We start from the raw sequence: 22,293 nt of genomic DNA, 5'->3' as shown, positions 1-22,293 counted from the left end.
GTTATGGATGGTGCTCTATGGCATCAACCAAGTTTAAACCTACATAATGTGACGATGCTTAAATTACCCCCTTATTCACCTGAGTTAAATCCATCTGAACAGGTGTGGTCGTATTTGAAACAACATTGGTTATCCAATAGGTGTTTTGATGGTTATGAGGCTATTGTTAATGCTGCTTGCAAGGCTTGGAATAGACTTTGTTCCAAGCCCGAGCTCATTCAGTCTATAACTTCTCGTGATTGGATTGGTTTATAGGTTTATTTATGGAATTGGTATTAGTTAGCTAGGAATGAACATATAAATTAGCTAAAAACTATCCGTAAAAAAGGCGTGCTATATAGCACGCCTTTTTCTTTATAACTCATTTTGCAGCACTAATTAATAGACCAACTCGGTATCTTCATCTGGCTCATAGCCAACAGCAAACTCATCAGAAATAATATCACCACGCTCGACAAAGCCAACTTCTGGATCTATAAAGTCATCTTCAACGCTTTGGATCTCATGATCTTCAAGAACATGATTATTAGGTCCGTAACTCACTGGATTGTTGTTTGTATTAACATTAACGTTGTTTTCAATCTCGCCGGCTAATTCATTGGCTAAATCATCGACTGCCTGTTCATTAGTTAACTCTTCAGTTTCGGGAGTTAAAGCAGCCGTTTCTATAGTATTGTCTGTAGCGGAAGCGCCTTCTTCTAAGGTATTGGCAAGGGCGATACGAGTCACTTTCCAGCTTAAGCCATCACGACGCATAATGATATCGACTGGATCACTGCCATTCTCATTTAACAGAGTTACCTTGAAGGTCTTGTAATTGACGTAGCTGGTTTTATAGTCAATATTTGGGCGATTATCAGCTGTATCAGGTGAATCTGAGGCCGAAGTTTCTGCATCAGACTCATCAAATAAAGGCTTCTTACCTTGTACCATTAAGGCTAGACCATCTGGCGTGACTATTTTATCCACGATGGAATCTATCATTGCACTTGCCATCATAGCACCTAAAGCCTCAAAACCATCAGTATCTTCTTTGGCCACGTCTTCCATAATTTGGGCATTGATCTGATCTTTTAGGCTTTGCTTGACACTGGGAAAGTCGATATAGTCTGATAACACATCTGCATTACCTTCCACGGCAGCATTTTTAATATTTCTTAACACCAAATAAGGCGAGGCGTATAGGTAGATAGCAATAATGACGATAACGCCAGCAATCCAGATTAATGGTTTTTTCACACAATTCCCCTAAATATTGATTGTCTGTAATTTCTAATTAAAAAAGAAATACATTATAAAAACAAATTAAATATTTAGCAAAATTTAAAGCCAGAGATACAGGTTAGACAGTTGTGTGATAAGCGATAATGTGTTAACAACTATTTTTCTGCTTAATACTTCAATTATGCACTTAACACAACCGTCTAGTTGGATTCAATACACGGCTTTGTTAATCTCGGATTGACTGATTTGGGTGGTGATATTTGAATCGATGGCGACCATATAACAAACTTTCCTTAAATAGAATGATTTTTAATTATTATCGGTACGACTATTCGGTGAGTGCGTCAAGGCAGGTAAAAGTATTGACTTGCACCTTTTTAAGCAGTCGGTAGTCTTGATCGTTGAATGTATACATTAACATATAATTATTAGCAAGCATGAATTCATTAGGTATGAAGTAGTCTATGCATAACTCTTGTAGCAGTTCTTTAGAAGATAAGGCGTTAATTACTTCGCGTCTCTCATCTGCCGTAAAAGGTATGGTGAACATTCCTTGCACATCAGCAAAGTAGGGGGTGAACATGGTACTTTGAATGCGGCTAAAGCTATTGATATCACTGGGCAAAGACTGGGCATATTGATTGGTAGTATATCTGAAAAACTCACTAACTAACGCTTCGTCAGCTATATATACATAGCTTTCATCAATAAGACCGATAGATTTTAACGCTTTATCGATATCCGACTCAGCAAATGCGGCATGAGATAGGAACAAACAGCAGATTGCTGGTAGTATTTTTGTAATAAAGTCTTCATTAGATCGTCCATTGATTCATTAGGGGTAGTAAGTATTTGATTATAGCATTGAAGTTGATTGTCTGAAGAAAAGATGTGGTTTTAGGAGGGATATGGGTGTTGGTATATTTGGATAGCTTTTAGCTGCAATACCAACAATCGTTTTTTAAAAGTAGTTTAAAACAGGTTGAAAAAACTGAATAACTCGCAAAATAACCTGTAAATAAAATACTAGGACGTACTACTAAAAGAGGGGTGAAGGCGCTAAAGCCTTTAAAATAGGTGTTTTTCAGGCATAAAAAAAGCCAGACGGTCTATGACTGTCTAGCTGATTTCATAAAATTGGTGGAGATGGCGGGAGTTGAACCCGCGTCCGCCAGCACTACGCTCATGACTCTACATGTTTAGGGTCTGTCTTTGGCTTTAACCCGCACCGAACCGACAGTCAGGTTGGATAGGGCGATCCTTTAAGTTTGAACCCAAATACCTAAGGCAGATATTTGAGCGAACCCATATGCGTGCGCTTCAACTCGACTAACCCACTATGGGTAAAGGGCAGCGGAGTAAGCAGGGTTTAAGCTGCTAGAGCGTAAGTTTCGTCGTTTGCGACTATAACAATATATGTTTGATTTACGAGAGGACATATACTCTCGACATGCATCATTGAGTTTCATCACCAGCGTCGAAGCCAGAACATCCCCAATGGAACAATACATTATACACAAGTTATGTGCATAATGCAAGGTGGCTGCTTGACTTGCGTTGTGGCGCAAATGAGAGCCATAAGTTGAACTAGATACTGAGCAAGAAATTGAACCATAAAAAAAGCCAGCCGAAGCTGACTTTTTTATCTAAACTATCCGAATGAACGGATAACGCATCAAAAAAGAATAAATTATTCTTCTTCCTCAGCAACTTGTTCTTCTTGCTGTTGCGGCGCAGCTTGAACATTGCCGTCTTCAGAAAGAATAGTCACTAAGATATTCGCAAAGATATCGTGGTGAAGTTGGATATCTACACTGTATTCGCCAACTTGACGTAGCGTACCAGAAGGTAGTTTAACTTCTGAACGGTCAACTTCAAGACCTGACTTGGTTAGGGCATCAGCGATATCGCGAGTACCGATAGAACCAAATAGCTTACCGTCTTCACCAGATTTGGCGCGCATGATGACGTTAACATCAGTTAAGGCATCAGCACGTTTTTGAGCAGCGGCTAACTCTTCAGCTTCGATCGCTTCAAGTTCAGCACGACGTGCTTCAAACTTCTCAATGTTTGCTGGTGTTGCTGGTAAGGCTTTACCTTGAGGGATAAGGTAGTTACGACCATATCCTGCTTTTACATCCACAGTCTCGCCAAGTTTACCAAGGTTGACGATACGCTGTAATAAAATAACTTGCATGAGTCACTCCTAAGTTGGCTTACTTATGGTTGTCAGTGTATGGGAGCAATGCTAAGTAACGAGCTTGCTTAATAGCAGTTGCTAATTGACGCTGATATTTGTTAGACGTACCTGTGATACGGCTAGGAACAATTTTACCATTGTCACTGATGTATTGTTTTAATAGCTCAACATCTTTATAGTCAATGTGAGTAATACCTTCAGCGGTAAAACGGCAAAACTTGCGACGGCGATAAAAACGTGCCATGGATCTTCTCCTTAAATGAGCTTAAATTAGTCGTCAGACTGATTATCCTGATCGTTGTCTGTTTGAGGCGCTTTACGAGCACGTTTCTCATCAGCGCTTTTTGCTAGTTGAGATGGCTCAGTGATTGCGTCATCACGACGAACAACTAGACTACGGATAATAGCGTCGTTATAACGGAATAGCTCTTCAAGCTCTGCTAGAGTGTCACCATCACACTCTATGTTAAATAGTACATAGTGTGCTTTATGGATTTTGTTGATTGGATATGCCAGCTGACGACGGCCCCAGTCTTCAAGACGATGAACCATGCCATTGTTGTCTTGAACTAATTTGATATATCGCTCAACCATACCGACTACTTGGTCGCTTTGGTCAGGGTGTACGATAAGCACCACTTCGTAATGTCGCATTTAAGACTCCTTACGGATTAGTAGCCATTGACCCCATGTCAATAGCAAGGAGATTTATAGTAGATATAGATAATTTTATATCTTACTTACATAAAAAACTAAACTTAACGATTTTGAACAAAAATATTAAGCTGTCAATTATAAAGTCCACTTTTGCTTAAGTACAGAGTTTAGCATTCATTTACTAAAGTCTTTTATAAGCAAATAGTCCTATAAAGCGGCGAATTATAACAGGTAAGCTTAAGTGTTACAAGCTTTGTATCAAATGTTTTCAGCAGTTAATTTCTGATTGAGCCTTGATAAAAAAATGTTTACAGTAATCAACAGTTGCATATTTTTGAGGTTAAATAATAAAAAACTACAAGCGACAGGTTTAATTATTATCTACGATATGCTTATATAACAGATTAAAGAGTATTTATGCGGTATGTATAACGAAATGACGTTATCAAATTAGGTATTATTTATGAAACGTAAAGCCATAGTAATAGGCGCCACAGGGCTGGTAGGCCGACATTTGGTAAGCCAGCTTAGCTTAATGTATGACAGCTTAACTATTATTGCAAGAAAGCAACCTGAGCATATATCTTCCAATATGCAGTTTTATCAGCTTGGGGATTTTAATAATTTACAAGAGGTTATGTCTGGCATATCACTTAGCACAGATACAGATGCCTTTACTTGCTTAGGCACCACCTTAAAACAGGCGGGGAGTGAAGAGGATTTTAAGCGCATTGATTATGACTATAACCTTAGCTTTGCTAAGATTTGTCATGACAAAGGGGTGCAAAGATTTTTTTTACTTTCGGCTTTAGGTGCTGACAGTGATAGTCGTTTTTTTTACAATAGAGTAAAAGCAGAGCTAGAGGAGGCGGTGCGAGCGCTTGAGTTTAGACAGTTATTAATATTTCGCCCCTCTTTATTACTTGGCAAGCACAAAGGTCGCTTATTGGAAAATAGTGCGCAAACTGTGTATAAGCTGTTTGCACCCTTGGTACCGAAGACCATGAAGTATCGTCCTATTGAAGTACAGCGTGTGGCAGCGGCGATGGCACTGTATGCACAAGACTTGCATGAGCGCCATAAGTTTATTAACTCAGATAAATATGTCGAGCAGATACCCAGCCAAGTTACCATTATTGATAATAAGCAGATGCTGGAGATAACCCAGCTTAAAACTTAGCTATAATTAGCTATAATCAGTAAGCTCTGATAATAAGAGCGTCAAAACAACATAAAGGCCAAAACAATATAGAAAGCCAAAACAATAATATAGAAAGTCAAATCAACATAAAATAAGGAAATAAACAGCCATGACTGACATGACTAAAACTAATTTTGTCACCTGTGACTTATTAGATGCCAATCCAGACAGCCAAGTGTGTTTGCCTAATATTGAGGGTAAGTCTTTTCATAGCTTTGGTGGAAAAAACAAGTTCTGTGGTGAGATAGTGACGGTAAAATGTTTTGAGGACAATAGCCGTGTCAAAGAGCTATTAAACAGCGATGGACGTGATGCTAACGGCGATGGTAAGGTATTGGTCGTCGATGGTGGTGGCTCGATGCGTTGTGCGTTATTGGGTGATATGATTGCCCAGTCTGCCATTGATAATGGTTGGGCTGGAGTCATTGTTTATGGCTGCGTTCGTGATGTCGATGATATGGCACAGATGGATATTGGGGTGAAAGCCTTGGGCTGTATTCCTCGTAAGTCAACCCGCCGTGGTGAGGGTCAAACGGATATTGAGATTTGCTTTGGTGATTTGATTTTAACTTCAGGCATGTATGTTTACGCTGATAATAATGGTATTATTGCCAGTAAAAAGCCACTGCTATAAGCTTTTTTCGTTGCTAGAAGTTTGTTTATAGTAAGCTACGCCAGTATTAACCCAATCTTAATTTAGTATGCAGGCTGTTATAGCCATACAGTTGCAGGGTTTGGATTCCTTCCTTTTTTAAAATAAGGGCTGGGGATGGATTTTAGGTTAAATAGAATAAAGTCCTTCCTAAATATCCTAATTTGTACGACATCAGTTATTTTAATCAGGGGGTATCTTAGGATATCCCCCTAATTTTCGTTATTCTTTTTTAGTTTTAGTTCATCAGAGTATTAGAGTAAAGGATAAATAATCATACCACCATGCCGAAACCCACATTAACATCCTCAGCGCAATCTCTCATCCAGATGTTTACTACCATTAATCAACAACTTTTTCCGATTGATAATGCGCAGCGACGCTGGCTGTATCCTGTGCATGGGGCGGCGGGCAGTTTGTGGTTAGCGAGTTTGGCAGACTGTCCAGTTGCTGATGTTGGTAAGCGTCTTAAAGTGGTGGTCACCAAAGACCAAAATCAGCTCAATCAAATTGAAACTGAGCTGGCGTTTTGTGGCGTCGATGCTTATGTGTTCCCAGATTGGGAGACCTTAACTTATGATGAATTATCACCACACCAAGACATTGTCAGTGAGCGTATTAATCTACTGACCGATATGCCAAAGCAAGGCATTTTGTTAATCAGTATTCAGACGCTGATGCAGCGTATGGCGCCACCTAGTTGGTTAATTGGTCAGCATTTTGATTTAAGTATCGGTGACGTCTTTGATATTGAAGCTCAGCGAGAGCAGTTAACTGCTGCTGGATATCGGGTAGTTGACAACGTATTTGAACCAGGTGAGTTCGCGGTGCGTGGTAGTATCATTGATATCTTTGCTATGGGTCAGCCGTTTCCATTACGGTTAGATTTGTTCGATGATGAAATCGAAACCATTCGCTTTTTTAATCCTCAGACCCAGCGCACCTTGTCGCCCCAGACCTTGATGGATTTGGTCGCTGGTCAATCCGATGCAGACACTGCCAGTCGTCATGAGCTAACGGTTGAGTCTTTGTCACTGCTGCACAAGCTGCCAGATGTGTCGCAGCCGATTACTCAGTTTCAGATATTACCTGCCAAAGAGTTTCCGCTAGAAGAGGGCAAAGAGACCTTTCGTACTAACTTTGCCGCTATGTTTCCTAAGGCCAGTAGCCGTAAGTTTGAGCTACACAAGGATGTGATGGCTGGCATTGCTAGCAGTGGACTTGAGTACTATCAGCCGCTATTTTTTGAGTTAGATGACTGGACGCAAACTGGGCATTTATTTTCCTATTTCCCCAAAGATGCGCTGTTTATCCTTGATGACATCATTGTTGAGGCACAAGCAGATTATTGGTCACAAATTCAGCGCCGTTATGAAGAGCGTCGCCATGACATTGATAAGCCAATTGTCGATCCCAATTTGTTGTATTTGTCCAGTAACGAGTTAAATCAAAAGCTAAATGCTTATCCAAGGGTGGTGTTAAGTCAGCAAGACTTGTCGGCAGATGACAGCAATCAAAGCGGCAAGGTGCATTTGCCTGCTGTGCTACCACCTGAGTTGCCAGTCAGCCATCAAAAGGCTGAGCCCCTGTTGGCGTTATTAGACTATGCCAGTAGCCAGTGGGGTGAGGTGGATGCAGAGCAGTCCTTGTCAGCACAAATTCAAACTAAAACACAGCGTCCAATATTAATCGTCGCAGAAACCGCAGGACGGCGTGAGATTTTATTAGAGCTGTTTAAAGGAAAGATTCAAGTCCAGACCTTTGTTAATTTTCAGCAGTTTTTGGCCAGTGAGTTGTATCAAAATCCAAGAGATGTCTCTGCCAGCACACAGGCAGACAATACAAGTGATACCGTTCTAGATAATAGACCTGTGGTTGGATTGACTATTGCTCCAATAGAGCGTGGTGCTGTGCTATATCCACAGCTGTCAATTATCAGTGAAACTCAATTATTTGGGAGGCAAGTACTCCAAACTCGTCGCCGTCGTCAAAGTGATGTATCAGAAGAGTTTTTGATAAAAAGTGTTACTGAGCTCACCGAAGGCAGTCCTGTGGTGCACATTGATCAAGGTATTGGTCGCTATCATGGCTTGGTGACTATTGATGCGGGTGAGGGCGAGCAAGAGTTTATTCATCTAAAATATGCAGACGATGCTAGCATTTATGTACCCGTTGCCAATTTGCAGTTAATTAGCCGTTACAGTGGTGGCGATCCAGCACTTGCGCCACTACATAAGATTGGTAGTGGCAAATGGGATAAAGCCAAACAAAAAGCAATGGAGCAAATCCATGATGTGGCAGCTGAACTGCTAAATATGCAGGCACGGCGTCAAGCGAAGGAAGGTATCCATTTCAAGGTAGATAGCGCTCAATATGAGCTGTTTGCCAGTCAGTTTGCATTTGAAGAAACACCAGATCAGGCCAATGCTATTGAGGCGGTTATCCATGACATGAAGCAAAATAAGCCGATGGATCGCTTAATCTGTGGTGACGTGGGCTTTGGGAAGACAGAAGTGGCGATGCGGGCGGCCTTTATTGCGGTTAATAGTGGCTATCAGGTGGCGGTTTTGGTGCCAACCACTTTGCTGGCAGGTCAGCATGAAGATAACTTTAAAGATAGATTTGCCGATTGGCCGATTCGAGTCGAAACTCTCTCACGCTTTGGGGGAAAAAAATATCAAGATCAAGTATTAGCAGACTTAGCTGAAGGCAAAGTGGATATCGTTATTGGTACCCATAAGTTGTTACAAAAAGATGTTAAATTTGCCAATTTAGGCTTAATGGTTGTCGATGAGGAGCATCGTTTTGGCGTTCGCCACAAAGAGCGGATTAAAGCGATCCAGAGTAATGTGGATAGTCTATCGATGACGGCAACGCCAATACCGCGCACATTGAATATGGCATTAACGGGTATGCGTGATATGTCGATTATTGCCACCCCGCCAGCACGACGCTTGGCGATTAAAACCTTTGTCATGCAAAAGACCAACCAGCTGATGAAAGAGGCTATTTTACGTGAGCTATTGCGTGGTGGTCAGGTGTATGTCTTGCACAATGATGTCGCCAGTATTGAACGTATGGCAGAAAATATTCGTGAGTTGGTACCAGAGGCTCGTGTTGGTGTGGCTCATGGTCAGATGAATGAACGTGGACTTGAGCAAGTGATGCAGCAGTTTTATCACAAAAAGTTTAACGTTTTGGTTTGTACCACCATTATTGAGACGGGTATTGATGTGCCCAATGCCAACACCATTATCATTGAGCGTGCAGATAAGTTTGGATTGGCACAGTTGCATCAATTACGTGGTCGTGTTGGACGCAGTCACCATCAAGCTTATTGTTACCTACTGGTACCTTCAATTAAGGGTCTAAAAGGCGATGCAAAAAAACGACTAAGGGCCGTTGAGCGTGCCAATACTTTAGGCGCTGGCTTTATGTTAGCCAGTGAGGACTTAGAGATTCGCGGAGCTGGCGAGATACTTGGTAAGCAGCAAAGTGGTAATATGCAGGCCATTGGCTTTAGCTTGTATATGGATATGCTTGAGCGTGCGACCAAGGCGATTAAAGCTGGTAAAGAGCCTGATTTAAATACACCACTGTCGTTAACCAGTGATATTAATCTGCATTGTTCAGCTCTTATTCCTGAGGACTATGTTAATGACGTGCCACAGCGTTTGTTGTTTTATAAGCGCATCAGTAATGCTGAAGATAAAGGGGCACTGACTGATATTCGTACTGAGATGATTGACAGGTATGGCGCACTACCAGATCAGAGCAAGCAGTTGTTTGCGATTCATCAGTTGCGAGTTCAAGCTGAGCCGTTGGCGATATACAAAATTGATGCTACCACCAATAGTGTGGTATTAGAGTTTGCACCAGATACGCCAGTAGATGCGCTGGCGATTATTCAACTGATTCAATCTGATGGTAATCGCTATCGGATGCATGGTGCTTCAGGGATACGTTATACCAATCCAGATCGACTTGAGACACCTGAACAGAGGGTAAAAGTTGTGCAAGACTTACTCACTCATTTTGCAAACCACTTAACTGATACTTGATAAACTCTGCCCACGTCTCTTGATGCAGGTTATCGCTTTGGATTAGGGCGTGTTTTCAATTCGTGCAATGACATTTAAAGGGGCCAAAAATAGCTAAATATTGTTAGACAGCGTAAAATAACGGATTAATATAAATATTATTATCTGCATTATTTTCCTAGTCTGACGGTGATTTATCTTATTGTTATCACCATTTTCAAAATGAAAACACGCCCTAGTATCATTTAATACAAATGTCATAATTGAGCATTATATTTACTCCTTATAGCCCCAAAACAAATTAATAAAATAAGGAGTAATAAGCAATGAATAAATTTCGCAGTATCCCTAGCTATAACAATAAGTGTTATATTCATAGTTACGTTGCCCAAAATAGTTACGTTATCCAATGCGCCGTGGATTTGGAAGAGTTACAAGTGCCAGATGCAGATTGGTATGATGATGAAGCTGACGATGCGATGGAAATGTAGGTATTAGTGATATGCCTTAGCTAGCAGTGCCATGCTTAGATTAAGGAAAGCGTAAATAACAACACCTAAAGCAACTTAGACTAAAAAGCTTAGATGAAAAAAGTGACCTCGCTAAAATTATAGTTAGACTTAAAATAGTTGGAAAAGATGGGTGGTCAGATAAAGATATCAGAGCATCTATAATATCTTGCTAATACCTGATAAAATATTGGTTTGCAAAATCATGATAATAACTAAGAGAGCCAATATGTTTCAACTTCATCCAACACTTGCTAAAGATTCGTTTTTAGTTGGAGATTTTCCGCTATCAACGTGTCGTTTGATTAATGATTGTCAGTTCCCTTGGTTGATTTTGGTCCCTAGAGTGGCTGGTGTACAAGAGATTTATGAGCTGTCAGCAGCAGATCAAGCTCAGTTTTTACGTGAATCAAGTTGGTTATCTAGCCAGATGGCTAAGACCTTTAACGCAGATAAGATGAATGTGGCAGCTTTGGGCAACCAAGTACCACAGCTACACTTTCACCATATTGTACGTTACCAAAATGACTTAGCTTGGCCAAATCCTGTATGGGGTACACCTGCGGTACCTTATACTCAAGAGGTCTATTTGGCAATGCAGCAAACCTTGATGATGGCGCTAAGAGGGCACAATCAGATGCCGTTTGATTGGCAGATGCAGTAGTTTAGTTGTACAACAGAGACAGTAGCTGATGAGTTGAGACCGCGACATCTTTAGTTTGGTTTATAATATCTGGCTCACTTATCACAGATCTGCTCTTAAAAAGCCTAGCATATTGATAAATTAACAACTGTATGGTAATAAATAAAAAACACCCAGCTAATTTTACATTAACTGGGTGTTGAGTATATTCTGACTAGATGCCATAAGTCCTAATGATTCTCACTGGCATGGTTAATGGTATATTTAGGAATTTCAACCACAAGATCGGTGTCTTCGATGACTACCTGACAAGACAAGCGTGAATCAGGCTCTAAGCCCCAAGCTCTATCAAGTAAGTCCGCTTCGATATCATCCATCTCATCTAAGCTATTAAAGCCTTTGCGAATAATAACGTGGCAAGTGGTACAGGCTTTTGACATTTCGCAAGCGTGCTCAATTTTAATGCCTTTTTCTAACAAGCCTTTACACAAGTTATCGCCACTTTCTAATTCAACTTCAGCGCCTTCAGGGCAGATTTCGTGGTGTGGGAGTAGCGTAATTTTTGGCATAGCATTTTCCAATATCTTATTTAAAAAAAGGAGTTATTAAGGTCTATTGAGCATTCACATCATGTGTTTAATAGCAATTTAGGTTTCAAAAAAAGTTTTATTTTCGTGCAAAAATAGGCTAAATTTTTTTGACGAAGATGACTGTTCAACAGACTCTAATCTGGATCAAATATAAAAATCAAGATGACTTACTGCGCCCAGTCTTCTGTGCTGGTACCCGATAACGACTGCTTCACACTTAGATCCATGATACGTGCGGCAAAGTTATCACTTAGTGGTTTTAGTTGTGCTTGTTTGGCTTCAATATCTGATTTAAGCATGTGTAAGTCATCGTTATTATTGGCGATATCTGTATTGGCAATCTTTGTTGAAGACACTTGATTGATTGCAGTATTTAGCTGCTGCATCGCCTGTTGTAGTGCTTGGGTTTCCTGCTCTGTTAGTAGGGTATGAAACTCTTGTAATGCAGATTGCAGTGCCAAGATTTCGCGTTCAGCCTCAAGCTTGGCTTCAAGTAAGCTTCGTGCCAACTTGTCTTCGGCTGCATGTTCAAATCCAGCACGTAATAGCTGCTCTTGTTGCTCATCGCTTAGACCATAAGATGGAGTAATCTTAATATCACTATGTACTCCAGAAGTGGCTTCTAGTGCGCTAACAGACAGCTGACCATTGGCATCAATATCAAAGGTAACCTCAATGCGTGCAAGCCCAGCCTTCATCGGTGGAATACCGTATAGCTCAAAGCGTCCTAATGAGCGATTATGCTCTACGGTATCACGCTCACCTTGCACGACATGGATGACCATGCCGGTTTGACCATCTTGGTAGGTAGTGAAGGTTTGTTTTTTGGCAACTGGGATAGGCGTGTTACGTGGGATAATTACTTCGACTAAGCCACCCATGGTTTCGAGTCCTAATGATAAAGGGGTGACATCTAGCAACAAAACATTATTCGATTTGTCTTGCCTTATAAGTTGATCAGCGACTTGTGCAGCGCCTAAGGCGACTACTTGGTCTGGATCTAAATGAGCTAGTGGTGATTTCCCAAAAAACTGTGCTACTACTTGTTGAATCACTGGCATACGGGTTGAGCCACCGACCATAATAATCTCGTCAAGTTGCTCAATGCCTATCCCAGCATCTCGCATAACCTGTTCACAAGTGGCTACTGTACGGCGTGTGATTGGCTCGATGATTTGTGCTAAATCTGAGCTACTCAATTGGCCTTGCCATGATGTGTCAGCTACCTCAATCGCCACTTCAACAGTATCATTTTGGGTTAATTGTTGTTTGTAGCGTTCTGCTTGGCGAGCGATATGAGTGCGTTGTTGCGCACTTAAATCAGCGGGGGCTAAACCAGCTTGTTTAAGTAGCCAGCCCATGATCAGCCGATCCATGTCATCACCACCAAGGGCGCTATTGCCTCCAGTTGCTAATACCTCAAAGACACCATCATTCATCTTTAATAAAGACACATCAAATGTGCCACCACCTAGGTCGTAGATGAGATAAATCTTTTCATCTAGCTTGTTTGCTGAAGACTCAGTATCTGTTCTGTCTAGACCGTAGGCCACAGCAGCTGCGGTAGGTTCATTTAATAGCCTAAGTACATTTAAGCCAGCTAACTTAGCTGCATCTTTGGTGGCTTGGCGTTGCGCTTCATCAAAATAGGCGGGAACAGTAATCACAGCCCCTTGGATACTGCCATTAGGTAAGGCTTTGATAGCGCGTTGTGCCAAGGTACGCAAGATTTCAGCAGAGACAGCAACAGGAGAAATCTCACCTTGTTCAGTGACAAAAGAGGGCATTTCTTTGTCATTTGTGGTACTTGATTTTAATCGATATGGGTGTGAAAACTTAATATCTTTACTACTGCGACCCATAAAGCGCTTTGCTGAAATAATGGTGTTGCTAGGATCTGATTCGAAGTGTGCTAAGGCGGCTTGCCCAACAAGAGGGTGGGTTGAGCCATTTGTATTATGGGTATTGCCATAGTAAACAACTGATGGCAAAAGGGTGTCAGAGACGCTATCGGTAGCCCCTTCAGCATCAATCAAGGTAGCCTTGCCTGAGCGTACGACAGCAACCATTGAACGTGTGGTGCCTAAGTCAATGCCTAGCGCATATTGATGCTCGTGAGGATTGGCACTTTGATTGGGTTCCGCAATTTGTAATAAAGACATAACACACTCAATTTATGATAAAGATTAACAATTAAAAAACAAGATAAGGCTTATAAATATAGATCATCATCGTCTTGTTGCGTTTGTTGTTTACTCACATCAATCGCAGTATCCATATCTTTTTTTAATTTCACTAAAAATTTTAGCTTTTGAGTAGCATCCATGGCTACCGTCCAGTCTTGGTCTGCATAAGCGACTTTGAATTTTTGCGAATACTCGGCAAGGCGTTGATCTACTTTGCTTTTTAGCTCGTTGATACGTGTAAAGTCAGCATCCAAGCTGGCGTCATCTAAGGCTATTCGCATTTCCATTGCATCATCTAAAAAGTCAAAGTCTGCAATGGATAGATCGGTATTTAGTGACTGTCCAGATAACTCTAGTAAGTAATTGGCTCGGCTATCTTCATGACTTAAAATATCATAGGCATGATTGATCAGCGCCGATGTTTGTTGTGATGTTGATGTTTGTTCTTTAGCTGGCTCATGCTGCAAGTTTAACTGATCAGGATGATATTGTTGTTGCAGTAATCGTAAGCGCTCACCTAATTTTTTTTGATCTATATCAAAGGCGATAGGCAGCTCAAAAAGAGCAAAGAAGTTGGCAAAAGTAGGGGCGTTATCAGACATAAGTTTAGATGCTATTAGTGTTTATGGTTAAGTTATGGGCTATAAGGCTACTATTATTGTTAATGGTATTAATGTCATGCTATAAAGGATATGGGATTTGCCTTATGTTATATACGTGCAGTTGCAATATATGTCTTATGGGATTGCCATAAAAATAAAAACAGCCACGAATAACCACTGAAAACTCAATGGCTAAGTGGTGGCTGTCATCAGTGCAGACACGTATTTATGCTATATATCCTATTTATGAGCGCTGTTAATGTATGTGCTCTGTACAAAAAGCTGGGAGAGACAAAACACTTTCGGCTAGTACAAACTACTGTCTGACAGAGGCTACTGCTTACAAAAACACATCATAGGATTAACGGCTAATTATACGGTAAAAGACTCACCACAACCACATTCCCCTTTTTGATTGGGGTTAGTGAATTTGAAGCCTTCATTTAAACCTTCAACCACATAGTCCATATGTAAGCCATCAAGATATACCATACTCTTGGGGTCAACGAAGATGTTTACCCCTTGGCTTTCGAACTTTTGGTCTGTGTCATTCGGCTCATCTACAAATTCTAACACATAGGCCAGTCCTGAGCATCCTGCAGTACGAATCCCTACACGAATACCCTCACCATGACCACGGTTAGTTAAATAGTCGGTGACGTGTTTTGCAGCACGTTCGGTCAGTTCAATCATTTAGACTTTCCTATTGTTAAAATTAGTGAAAAGTGTCTGTATATTTACTATAAAGATTTCAGTATCTTTATCTTTCAGTATCTTTATCTATTCTAGTGTCGTGTCTCTATCAATAAAGATTACTGAATCTGTCTGATTAAGCGCTTATGCATCTACATCATTGGTTTGACCACTTTTAACTCGATAGTCGTTAATAGCGGCTTTAATTGCATCTTCTGCCAATACTGAGCAGTGAACTTTTACTGGAGGTAGCGCTAGCTCTTCAGCGATATGTTTGTTTTTGATCTCAGATGCTTGATCAAGGGTTTTACCTTTTAACCACTCAGTAACCAGTGAACTTGAGGCAATGGCTGAGCCACAACCGTAAGTTTTAAAGCGGGCATCTTCAATGATACCGTCATCGCCAACTTGGATTTGTAAGCGCATGACATCACCACAAGCTGGAGCACCAACCATCCCGGTACCGACATTTTTAGCATCTTTGTCTAAATTACCAACGTTGCGTGGGTTTTCATAATGGTCAATTACTTGATTACTATAAGCCATGATATTACTCCTGGGGTTTAACCTAGATATTTGATTGAAATAATTAGATAAATCTATCTATTATGTAAGGTGTAAGTTAAAAAAATTAAAGTTTTAAATAAAGGGTATAAAAACAGCTTAATGATCTGTCCACTCAACTGTATCTAAGTCGATACCTTCTTTATACATGTCCCAAAGAGGAGATAAATCTCTTAACTTATCAACAGCTTCGTGAATTTGTGCTAAGATGATATCAATATCTTCTTCTGTGGTATAGCGACCAAAGCTAAAGCGAATTGAGCTGTGCGCTAACTCATCTGGACGACCAATTGCACGTAGAACGTAAGACGGTTCTAGTGTTGCTGAGGTACAGGCTGAGCCTGAAGAGACAGCCATATCTTTGAGTGACATCATTAATGATTCACCTTCAACAAAGTTAAAGCTGATGTTAATGATATTTGGAATGCTATTTTCGGCATCACCGTTTAAATAAATCTCTTCAATATCTTGAATGCCATTCCACAGTTTGTCATGCAACTTTTGTGCATGTTCATGATCTTGTTGCAAACGCTCGGCTGCGATGGCAAAAGCTTCACCCATACCTACGATTTGGTGAGTTGCTAATGTACCTGAACGCATACCACGCTCATGACCACCACCATGTTGCTCAGCACGTAGTCGGACGCGTGGCTTACGGCGGACATACAAAGCACCGATACCTTTAGGGCCATATATTTTGTGACCAGAGAAGCTCATCAAATCAACTTTTAACTCCTCTAAGTCAATTGGTAATTTGCCAGCTGCTTGCGCGGCATCTACATGGAAAATTACGCCAGCTTCACGGGTAATCTCACCAATGGCCTTGACATCTGTCACTGTGCCTAATTCATTGTTTACCATCATTAACGATACTAAGATAGTATCATCACGTAATGCTTCTTTAACCTGTTCGGGTAGAATAAGCCCTGTGCCTGGCTGCGGATCTATATAAGTAATCTCGTAGCCTTCTTGCTCTAATTGACGGCAAGTATCGAGTACCGCTTTGTGCTCGATTCTACTGGTAACTATATGCTTGCCACGGCTTTCGTAGAAGTGAGCAGCACCTTTGATTGCTAGGTTATCCGACTCGGTTGCCCCTGAAGTGAAGACGATTTCACGAGGATCTGCATTTACCAAGTCTGCGATTTGTTGGCGTGCTATTTCAACAGCTTCTTCTGCTTGCCAGCCATATCCATGCGAGCGTGATGCTGGATTACCAAACATGCCATCAAAGGTCATGTAATTTGACATTTTTTTTGCCACTTGTGGGTCTACTGGGGTAGTGGCGGCATAGTCTAGATAGATAGGGCGGTTTAAGTTACTCATGCTGGGTTAACCTCGCTGGCAGAAAATATGATATTTGAATTAGATTTTGTTTCAGATGCTTCGGTAGCGACATCATAAATAAGTTGCTGTCGATGCGAAACGTCATTGACATTTTCCATTTGTAATAATTGTTCTAACGAGATATTTTTTAAATATTGCTCGATATGTTTTGACAAAGCACACCACAAATCATGGGTTAAGCACATGGCACCACCTTGGCAGTTGCCTTTGCCACCGCATTGCATGGCATTGACGGACTCATCCACTGCGGTGATGATGGTCATCACATCAATATCAGCCAAAGGTTTGGCCAAATGATAACCACCAGAAGCACCACGAGTGCTGGTTACCAGTCCTGCTTTGCGTAATTTAGAAAATAATTGTTCTAAGTAAGAGATGGATATCGATTGACGCTTGGCAATATCTGATAAGGAGACAGCACTTGATGACTCGCTATCCTGAATAGCCAAATCAAGTAACGCAGTAACGGCGTATCTTCCTCTAGTTGTTAAGCGCATTGATTGCCTCCACAATGTTGTTGTCAGTGTTGCTGTAAGTTGTTGTGTTGGCTATTATAGTTAATCCTGAGTAAAACAGTCAAGATTAATTGGTAACTATTTTGTAAGAGTAACTTTGTAGGTATTTATTAAGTGTAAATTGAGGGCAATTTACGTAACTGCGCGCGCCACTGAATACTAAAAATATGGTGTCAGGTGCTCAAATTACAAGAGCGTTATCTTAGACAGATTAGGTGCTTAGGTAGTTTTTTAATGAGTTGTTACTGATAAGTTATGCTGTATCTAAAACTTTATGGTTAAGTTTTATAAAACAATGGGACTAAGACAGTTATGCTGAGGCAATGTTATATGGATATGGTGTTTAAGTAATGATGTTGGGACAATGGCATGCGGGTTTTTTATGATGGGGCTGTATGCAGTCATGTTCTTTTTAGCACTTTCTCGTCAGTTTGGTAAGTAGTTTTTCTTTCAACGCTTATTTATTATTAGCAACAAAACAAATATGCTGACTTTTAGTCCATAACTCATGTAATTTGCAAATAGGGACACGTCCTAGTAAGTAACAGGTTTTTATTAATAAAATAAATAGTGGCCAGCCCCTGTTTGCTATGCAGACATTAAATGAAGCTAACTTATCCAACCAATTACAGAAATAACCGCTATCAAGGTTGCAATAATAAAGGCAGTTAATGTCACTTTTTGTTTGCTTTGTATCTCTTTTAAGCTCACTTCCAGCTCACGGTTGCGAGTGCTGAGTGCATTAAGCTGTTGTTGTTGCTCTTGGATACGAGCTTTATAGTCTGGCTTATCTGCTTGCTCAGTCTCCTTTTTATCTTTGCTTTTGCCTTTAACTGTCTTAATCACGCCTTGAAATAAGCTGGCCACACCAAGCTGTACCAAAAAGTGACGGGTTTCATTGACAGTATCTGTTGCACCACGCATGGTGATCTTGCTAACTTGTGTCGCATCATTGCTAATGAGGGCGCTAATTAAACTATGACTATAAGTATTGATAACCACATCAGGCTCGGTCACCTTATTAGGCAGTTGACTATCAAGTAATACACCTTTGTTGGTAAAGGTTGCGTAAAATTGAGTGTGTGGTATATAGGTGCGGACACAGACAACAGTATTTTTCTTTGCCAACGGATAGGCCGCTTTACGCAGGTTTGGGTCGAATCTTAAAACCAAAGTAATTGCAGACTCTGCAAGTACCAGGACGACATTAAGTAAAGAGTTTGATATCGAATTTTGACTCATACTAAACCTATTTGAATTGTAAAAGTGAAGCGTTATGCTCATGTTACTGGCTGTTAAAATCTTTGAAATCTATAACTTAGTACGCACAAAAAATAAGCAAACAGCTAAATATGCTATTTACCTTTAAACAATACTATTTATTTTACCTTTAAACATACTATTTATAACCTTTTATCTTGCTTTCGTCCTATTTTATCCATCTATAAAGTGACAATAATCTATGCCTTTTAACCCTGCTACGATGCTGAATTAAGCGTCACTAGTTAGGTAATTATGGATGTCTCTGTCCTAATAACTTATTAATAAATACCAATATAAATAACAACTATTACTATCAGAATAGCCTGTATAGTCAGTTTGCCTATGGTGATAAATAAGAGCGTAAAGGTTCTAAATGTGGTAAATAATAGCACAATGCAGCGTTGACACCATAGGTATCATTGCTATTAATTTGATTTTAATGGGTTAGATATCATTATTTTTGATGAATTAGCTGGCATTGTTCGATATCATAGATAGAATTCAAGTGGTAAACTGATGGAAGTAAAATCTAATCGAAAGTAAATCTAATCGGTAGTAGCACTAAAAACAGTAGCAGTATAATATAAAGTCGCTGCTTAAAATAAGGGTATAAAAGCGGTTTTCTAGTCAATTATTGCAAATTATTACACTTAATGCGCAATAATATGTAAATTTGCTTGCACATTTTAAGCCTGCTTGTTATAACTGCATTTATAAACTATCCCGTCAATAATACTAGAAAGAAAAAGGTGCATTTTTTTGCGCTATTGTGTAGTATTTAAGGGCTTGGCTATTGCTTAATTACCTTTTAAGCGATAGAATTCACCCCCGAATTTATAATCTTTTTAAAGGAATCCTTTATGAATAAATCAGAATTGGTTGATAGCATTGCAGAAAAAAGTGGTTTAAACAAAACTCAAGCTGCTGATGCTTTGAATGCTATGATGGAAAGTGTTGGCGAAGCATTAGAAAATAATGACACAATTTCATTAGTAGGTTTTGGTACATTCAGTGTAAAAGAGCGTAAAGCCCGTACTGGTCGTAACCCAAAAACTGGTGCTGAGTTACAAATTCCAGCAAGCCGCGTACCACACTTTAAAGCAGGTAAAGGCTTAAAAGATCGTTTAAACTAAGCCAAGTCTTATCTTATAATTTGTGCTAAGTTTAGTGAAAATGCTGTCTTTTGTAGACAATAACGCACCTTAGGGTGCGTTTTTTTTGTGTCAGAGCATATTTTCACGTATGATAGGACGTTACCTTTTTATTAACCAATGACTGATATGTACTATGGAATCGATACGTAATTTTCTGAAAAGTTGGCCTGGAAGAATTTTCTTAATGCTGTGTTTGTCACCTTTAGTGATATTGGGGCTTGAGAGTTATTTTGGCGGTGGCAGCAGTGTCAACGAAGTGGCAAAAGTTGGTGAGCAGTCAGTGAGTCGTATGGACTATCAAAACAGTATTAACGCACGTAGAACTGAGCTGCTAGAAAGGGGTGTTGATGCCAGTGCCATTAATACCAATGTGCTTAATAAGGAAGTGTTAACAAGTCTGATTAATCGCGCTTTATTGCGCAATCAAAGTGAGCAGCTTGGTATGCACGTATCTGATGGTATTATTAATAGAATCTTGTTACAAGATCCACAATATCTAGATCAAGATGGTCAGTTTTCTAATGAACGTTTTGCCTTTGCATTACAGCAGCAAGGGATAACCAAAGACCAGCTGTTTGCTGAATATCGTCAGCAGTTAAATTTGATGCAATTGTATGCCAGTATTGCGCAAACTGCGTTATATCCTGAAGCAGAGATTAATGATTTATTAGCGTTACAACTAGAAACGAGGAATGCGTGGGTCTATCGTCTGCCTTGGGCTTTGTTCCAAGATGAGGTATCTGTTAGTAAGGATGAGATTGAAACTTACTATAATGAGCATAAAAATGAGCTAAACAGCTTGGCAATGGTGGATTTATCCTACATTAAATTAGATCCTAGTAAGCTTACTATTAGTCCAGTGACAGAAGAAGAAATACAAGCACAGTATGATGCTTATAAAGCTCGGTTTGTTGGCAATTATACCCAAAGAATCAGCCAAATCTTAATTACTGGTGATAATGCACAAGAGACTATCAAGCAGCTTGAGCAGCGTCTTAAAGCTGGTGAAGACTTTGCGGCTTTGGCCAAAGAGTACTCGGCAGATTCGGTCAGTGCGGCTAAAGGTGGAGATATAGGTACTTTCAATCCAGATGCTTTTGGTGCTGATGGTACTAAAGTTGCTAGTGCTATTGAAAACTTAACCGTAGGCCAAGTCTCAGCACCGATTAAAACTACTTATGGTTATCAATTATTTAAAGTAACCAAGATGTCTGGTGATGAAATGCCATCGCTTGAGAGCTTGCGTGAGCAGCTAACTGCACAAGCTGAACGTCAAAAGCGTGAAGAGCTTATAGCTGACAAAATTACCCGTATTAATGATATGGCAACCGATGGGGTTGGAATTGAAGACATAGCGGCTCAAGAAGAGATGACCGTACATCGCTTAAAAGACTACACTAAGGTCAATAATAAAACCGAGCTACGCCAACCAGCAGTTATAGAAGCTGCCTTTGATGACTTTACCATTCAAGATGAGTCGGTCAGTCCAAGTATTCAGATAAATGCAGGTACGATATGGGTACAGCCGACCAACTACCGTCCAGTAGCACCGTTAACCTTAGCTGAAGCTACCCCGCAGATTAAAGAGATTATTACCAAGCAAAAAGCCAGTGAACTAGCCTTGGTAGAAGCCAAGCGTATTGCTGAGACTGTGAATAATCAAGATATGAGTGCGACCACAGTGACCTTTAGCCCATTGGGTATTGTCAATCGTCAAACGCCACTATTGACTGCGACTGAAAAAGCGATGGCTTTTAGTCAGGATACTGAAGAGGGTAAGCGCTTGGCGGTTGCTGATATTACAGATACTGGTGCTAGTGTTTTGGTACTAGGTAAAATCAAGAAAGGCTCAATGAAAGATGTACCGAAAGCTGAGCTTGCACAGGTGATGTTCGATATGAGAGACACACGTGGTCAAGAGCAGTTTAGTGACTATATTGAGTATTTACGAGTTGCTACCCCAATCAAAGAAAATGAGGCGGTTATTAATGAGGTGGGTGGCTTATAAAGTTTATATCTGCTAAATTACAACCAAAAAAGCCGCTGAAGTAAAGCGGCTTTTATTATACTTTTTTGTAGTCTTGTTTTAGGCTATATTTGATTGAGCGATCAATTTATACCTCTTCTGAAAAACGACCTATCTTTTCATTGTCAAACTTGCCAAACTTACTACTTGTAGCGTTTGCACTGGTTTTCCTCGATATCTTAATTTTCAGACTAGGTATTAGTTTTCTAAATCGATTAACGCATATC

The 22,293-nt window shown here is 40.2% G+C and carries 21 protein-coding genes and 1 other RNA gene; 8 read left to right on the top strand and 14 right to left on the bottom strand.

The genetic code is table 11. The features are described 5' to 3' along the window. Window positions 1-255: transposase (locus tag H140_RS0105555; RefSeq protein WP_019672673.1), on the top strand; the 255-nt coding region annotated here is incomplete at its 5' end. Between the two features lie 123 nt (window positions 256-378). Here H140_RS0105555 and H140_RS15120 read toward each other — a convergent pair. The 6 genes from H140_RS15120 to rpsF form a co-directional block, all read right to left on the bottom strand. Beyond that, on the bottom strand, window positions 379-1,239 hold the full coding sequence (locus H140_RS15120) for a DUF2939 domain-containing protein (protein ID WP_019672672.1): 861 nt from the start codon (window positions 1,237-1,239) through the stop codon (window positions 379-381). A 313-nt stretch (window positions 1,240-1,552) separates the two neighbouring features. Beyond that, window positions 1,553-1,999 carry a hypothetical protein gene (locus H140_RS0105545; RefSeq protein ID WP_019672671.1) on the bottom strand — a complete coding sequence of 149 codons (447 nt, stop codon included), beginning with the start codon at window positions 1,997-1,999 and terminating at the stop codon, window positions 1,553-1,555. Window positions 2,000-2,362: 363 nt separating this feature from the next. Then, window positions 2,363-2,720, bottom strand: a transfer-messenger RNA (tmRNA) gene (ssrA, locus tag H140_RS15450). 194 nt (window positions 2,721-2,914) lie between these two features. After that, complete coding sequence (gene rplI, locus H140_RS0105540) at window positions 2,915-3,421, bottom strand: 50S ribosomal protein L9 (protein ID WP_019672670.1); 507 nt, start codon at window positions 3,419-3,421, stop codon at window positions 2,915-2,917. A gap of 19 nt (window positions 3,422-3,440) precedes the next feature. Then, on the bottom strand, window positions 3,441-3,668 hold the full coding sequence (gene rpsR / locus H140_RS0105535) for a 30S ribosomal protein S18 (RefSeq protein WP_019672669.1): 228 nt from the start codon (window positions 3,666-3,668) through the stop codon (window positions 3,441-3,443). Window positions 3,669-3,694: 26 nt separating this feature from the next. Further along, window positions 3,695-4,078: a 30S ribosomal protein S6 gene (rpsF, locus tag H140_RS0105530; protein WP_019672668.1), complete on the bottom strand. Its 384-nt coding sequence runs from the start codon at window positions 4,076-4,078 to the stop codon at window positions 3,695-3,697. A gap of 466 nt (window positions 4,079-4,544) precedes the next feature. On the opposite strand from rpsF, the gene H140_RS0105525 reads away from it, so the two are divergent. The 5 genes from H140_RS0105525 to H140_RS0105505 all read left to right on the top strand — a co-directional run bounded on the left by H140_RS0105525 (window position 4,545) and on the right by H140_RS0105505 (window position 11,147). Beyond that, window positions 4,545-5,261: an NAD(P)H-binding protein gene (locus H140_RS0105525; protein WP_019672667.1), complete on the top strand. Its 717-nt coding sequence runs from the start codon at window positions 4,545-4,547 to the stop codon at window positions 5,259-5,261. 130 nt (window positions 5,262-5,391) lie between these two features. Continuing rightward, the gene (rraA, locus tag H140_RS0105520) at window positions 5,392-5,916 is read left to right on the top strand and encodes a ribonuclease E activity regulator RraA (protein ID WP_019672666.1); all 525 of its coding nucleotides are present in this window, start codon (window positions 5,392-5,394) and stop codon (window positions 5,914-5,916) included. 302 nt (window positions 5,917-6,218) lie between these two features. Beyond that, window positions 6,219-9,995 (top strand): transcription-repair coupling factor, encoded by a 3,777-nt coding sequence (gene mfd, locus H140_RS0105515; RefSeq protein ID WP_019672665.1) that lies wholly within the window; start codon window positions 6,219-6,221, stop codon window positions 9,993-9,995. 305 nt (window positions 9,996-10,300) lie between these two features. Further along, window positions 10,301-10,465, top strand: coding sequence for a hypothetical protein (locus tag H140_RS15820; protein WP_019672664.1), 165 nt, complete (start codon window positions 10,301-10,303; stop codon window positions 10,463-10,465). A gap of 247 nt (window positions 10,466-10,712) precedes the next feature. Further along, window positions 10,713-11,147 carry an HIT domain-containing protein gene (locus H140_RS0105505; protein WP_019672663.1) on the top strand — a complete coding sequence of 145 codons (435 nt, stop codon included), beginning with the start codon at window positions 10,713-10,715 and terminating at the stop codon, window positions 11,145-11,147. A 209-nt stretch (window positions 11,148-11,356) separates the two neighbouring features. On the opposite strand, the gene fdx is transcribed toward H140_RS0105505, so the two are convergent. From fdx to H140_RS0105465, 8 genes are all read right to left on the bottom strand, one after another. Continuing rightward, window positions 11,357-11,695 (bottom strand): ISC system 2Fe-2S type ferredoxin, encoded by a 339-nt coding sequence (fdx, locus tag H140_RS0105500; RefSeq protein ID WP_019672662.1) that lies wholly within the window; start codon window positions 11,693-11,695, stop codon window positions 11,357-11,359. A gap of 188 nt (window positions 11,696-11,883) precedes the next feature. Beyond that, a complete protein-coding gene (gene hscA, locus H140_RS0105495) occupies window positions 11,884-13,878 on the bottom strand; it encodes a Fe-S protein assembly chaperone HscA (RefSeq protein ID WP_019672661.1) in 1,995 nt (664 codons plus the stop codon). Between the two features lie 50 nt (window positions 13,879-13,928). Continuing rightward, window positions 13,929-14,504 (bottom strand): Fe-S protein assembly co-chaperone HscB, encoded by a 576-nt coding sequence (gene hscB, locus H140_RS0105490; protein ID WP_019672660.1) that lies wholly within the window; start codon window positions 14,502-14,504, stop codon window positions 13,929-13,931. 372 nt (window positions 14,505-14,876) lie between these two features. Next, window positions 14,877-15,197, bottom strand: a complete 321-nt coding sequence (gene iscA, locus H140_RS0105485) for an iron-sulfur cluster assembly protein IscA (RefSeq protein WP_019672659.1) — start codon at window positions 15,195-15,197, stop codon at window positions 14,877-14,879. Between the two features lie 144 nt (window positions 15,198-15,341). Beyond that, window positions 15,342-15,743 carry a Fe-S cluster assembly scaffold IscU gene (gene iscU, locus H140_RS0105480; RefSeq protein WP_019672658.1) on the bottom strand — a complete coding sequence of 134 codons (402 nt, stop codon included), beginning with the start codon at window positions 15,741-15,743 and terminating at the stop codon, window positions 15,342-15,344. 117 nt (window positions 15,744-15,860) lie between these two features. Then, window positions 15,861-17,087 (bottom strand): IscS subfamily cysteine desulfurase, encoded by a 1,227-nt coding sequence (locus H140_RS0105475; protein WP_019672657.1) that lies wholly within the window; start codon window positions 17,085-17,087, stop codon window positions 15,861-15,863. After that, window positions 17,084-17,605 (bottom strand): Rrf2 family transcriptional regulator, encoded by a 522-nt coding sequence (locus H140_RS0105470; RefSeq protein WP_019672656.1) that lies wholly within the window; start codon window positions 17,603-17,605, stop codon window positions 17,084-17,086. The genes H140_RS0105475 and H140_RS0105470 overlap by 4 nt, the downstream gene beginning before the upstream one ends. A 627-nt stretch (window positions 17,606-18,232) precedes the next feature. Continuing rightward, window positions 18,233-18,865 (bottom strand): hypothetical protein, encoded by a 633-nt coding sequence (locus tag H140_RS0105465; RefSeq protein WP_019672655.1) that lies wholly within the window; start codon window positions 18,863-18,865, stop codon window positions 18,233-18,235. 881 nt (window positions 18,866-19,746) lie between these two features. Between H140_RS0105465 and H140_RS0105460 the strand changes: the two genes are divergently transcribed. Both H140_RS0105460 and H140_RS0105455 read left to right on the top strand, forming a co-directional pair. Then, window positions 19,747-20,019 (top strand): HU family DNA-binding protein, encoded by a 273-nt coding sequence (locus H140_RS0105460; protein ID WP_019672654.1) that lies wholly within the window; start codon window positions 19,747-19,749, stop codon window positions 20,017-20,019. A gap of 154 nt (window positions 20,020-20,173) precedes the next feature. Next, entirely contained in the window at window positions 20,174-22,048 is a 1,875-nt protein-coding gene (locus H140_RS0105455) for a SurA N-terminal domain-containing protein (protein WP_026348860.1), read from the top strand. The last annotated feature ends 245 nt before the right edge of the window (window positions 22,049-22,293 follow it).

It is taken from the genome of Psychrobacter lutiphocae DSM 21542 (assembly GCF_000382145.1).
Lineage (GTDB): Bacteria > Pseudomonadota > Gammaproteobacteria > Pseudomonadales > Moraxellaceae > Psychrobacter > Psychrobacter lutiphocae.
The sequence above is the reverse complement of the archived record's forward strand: the minus strand, read 5'-3'. Positions and strand labels throughout refer to the sequence as shown.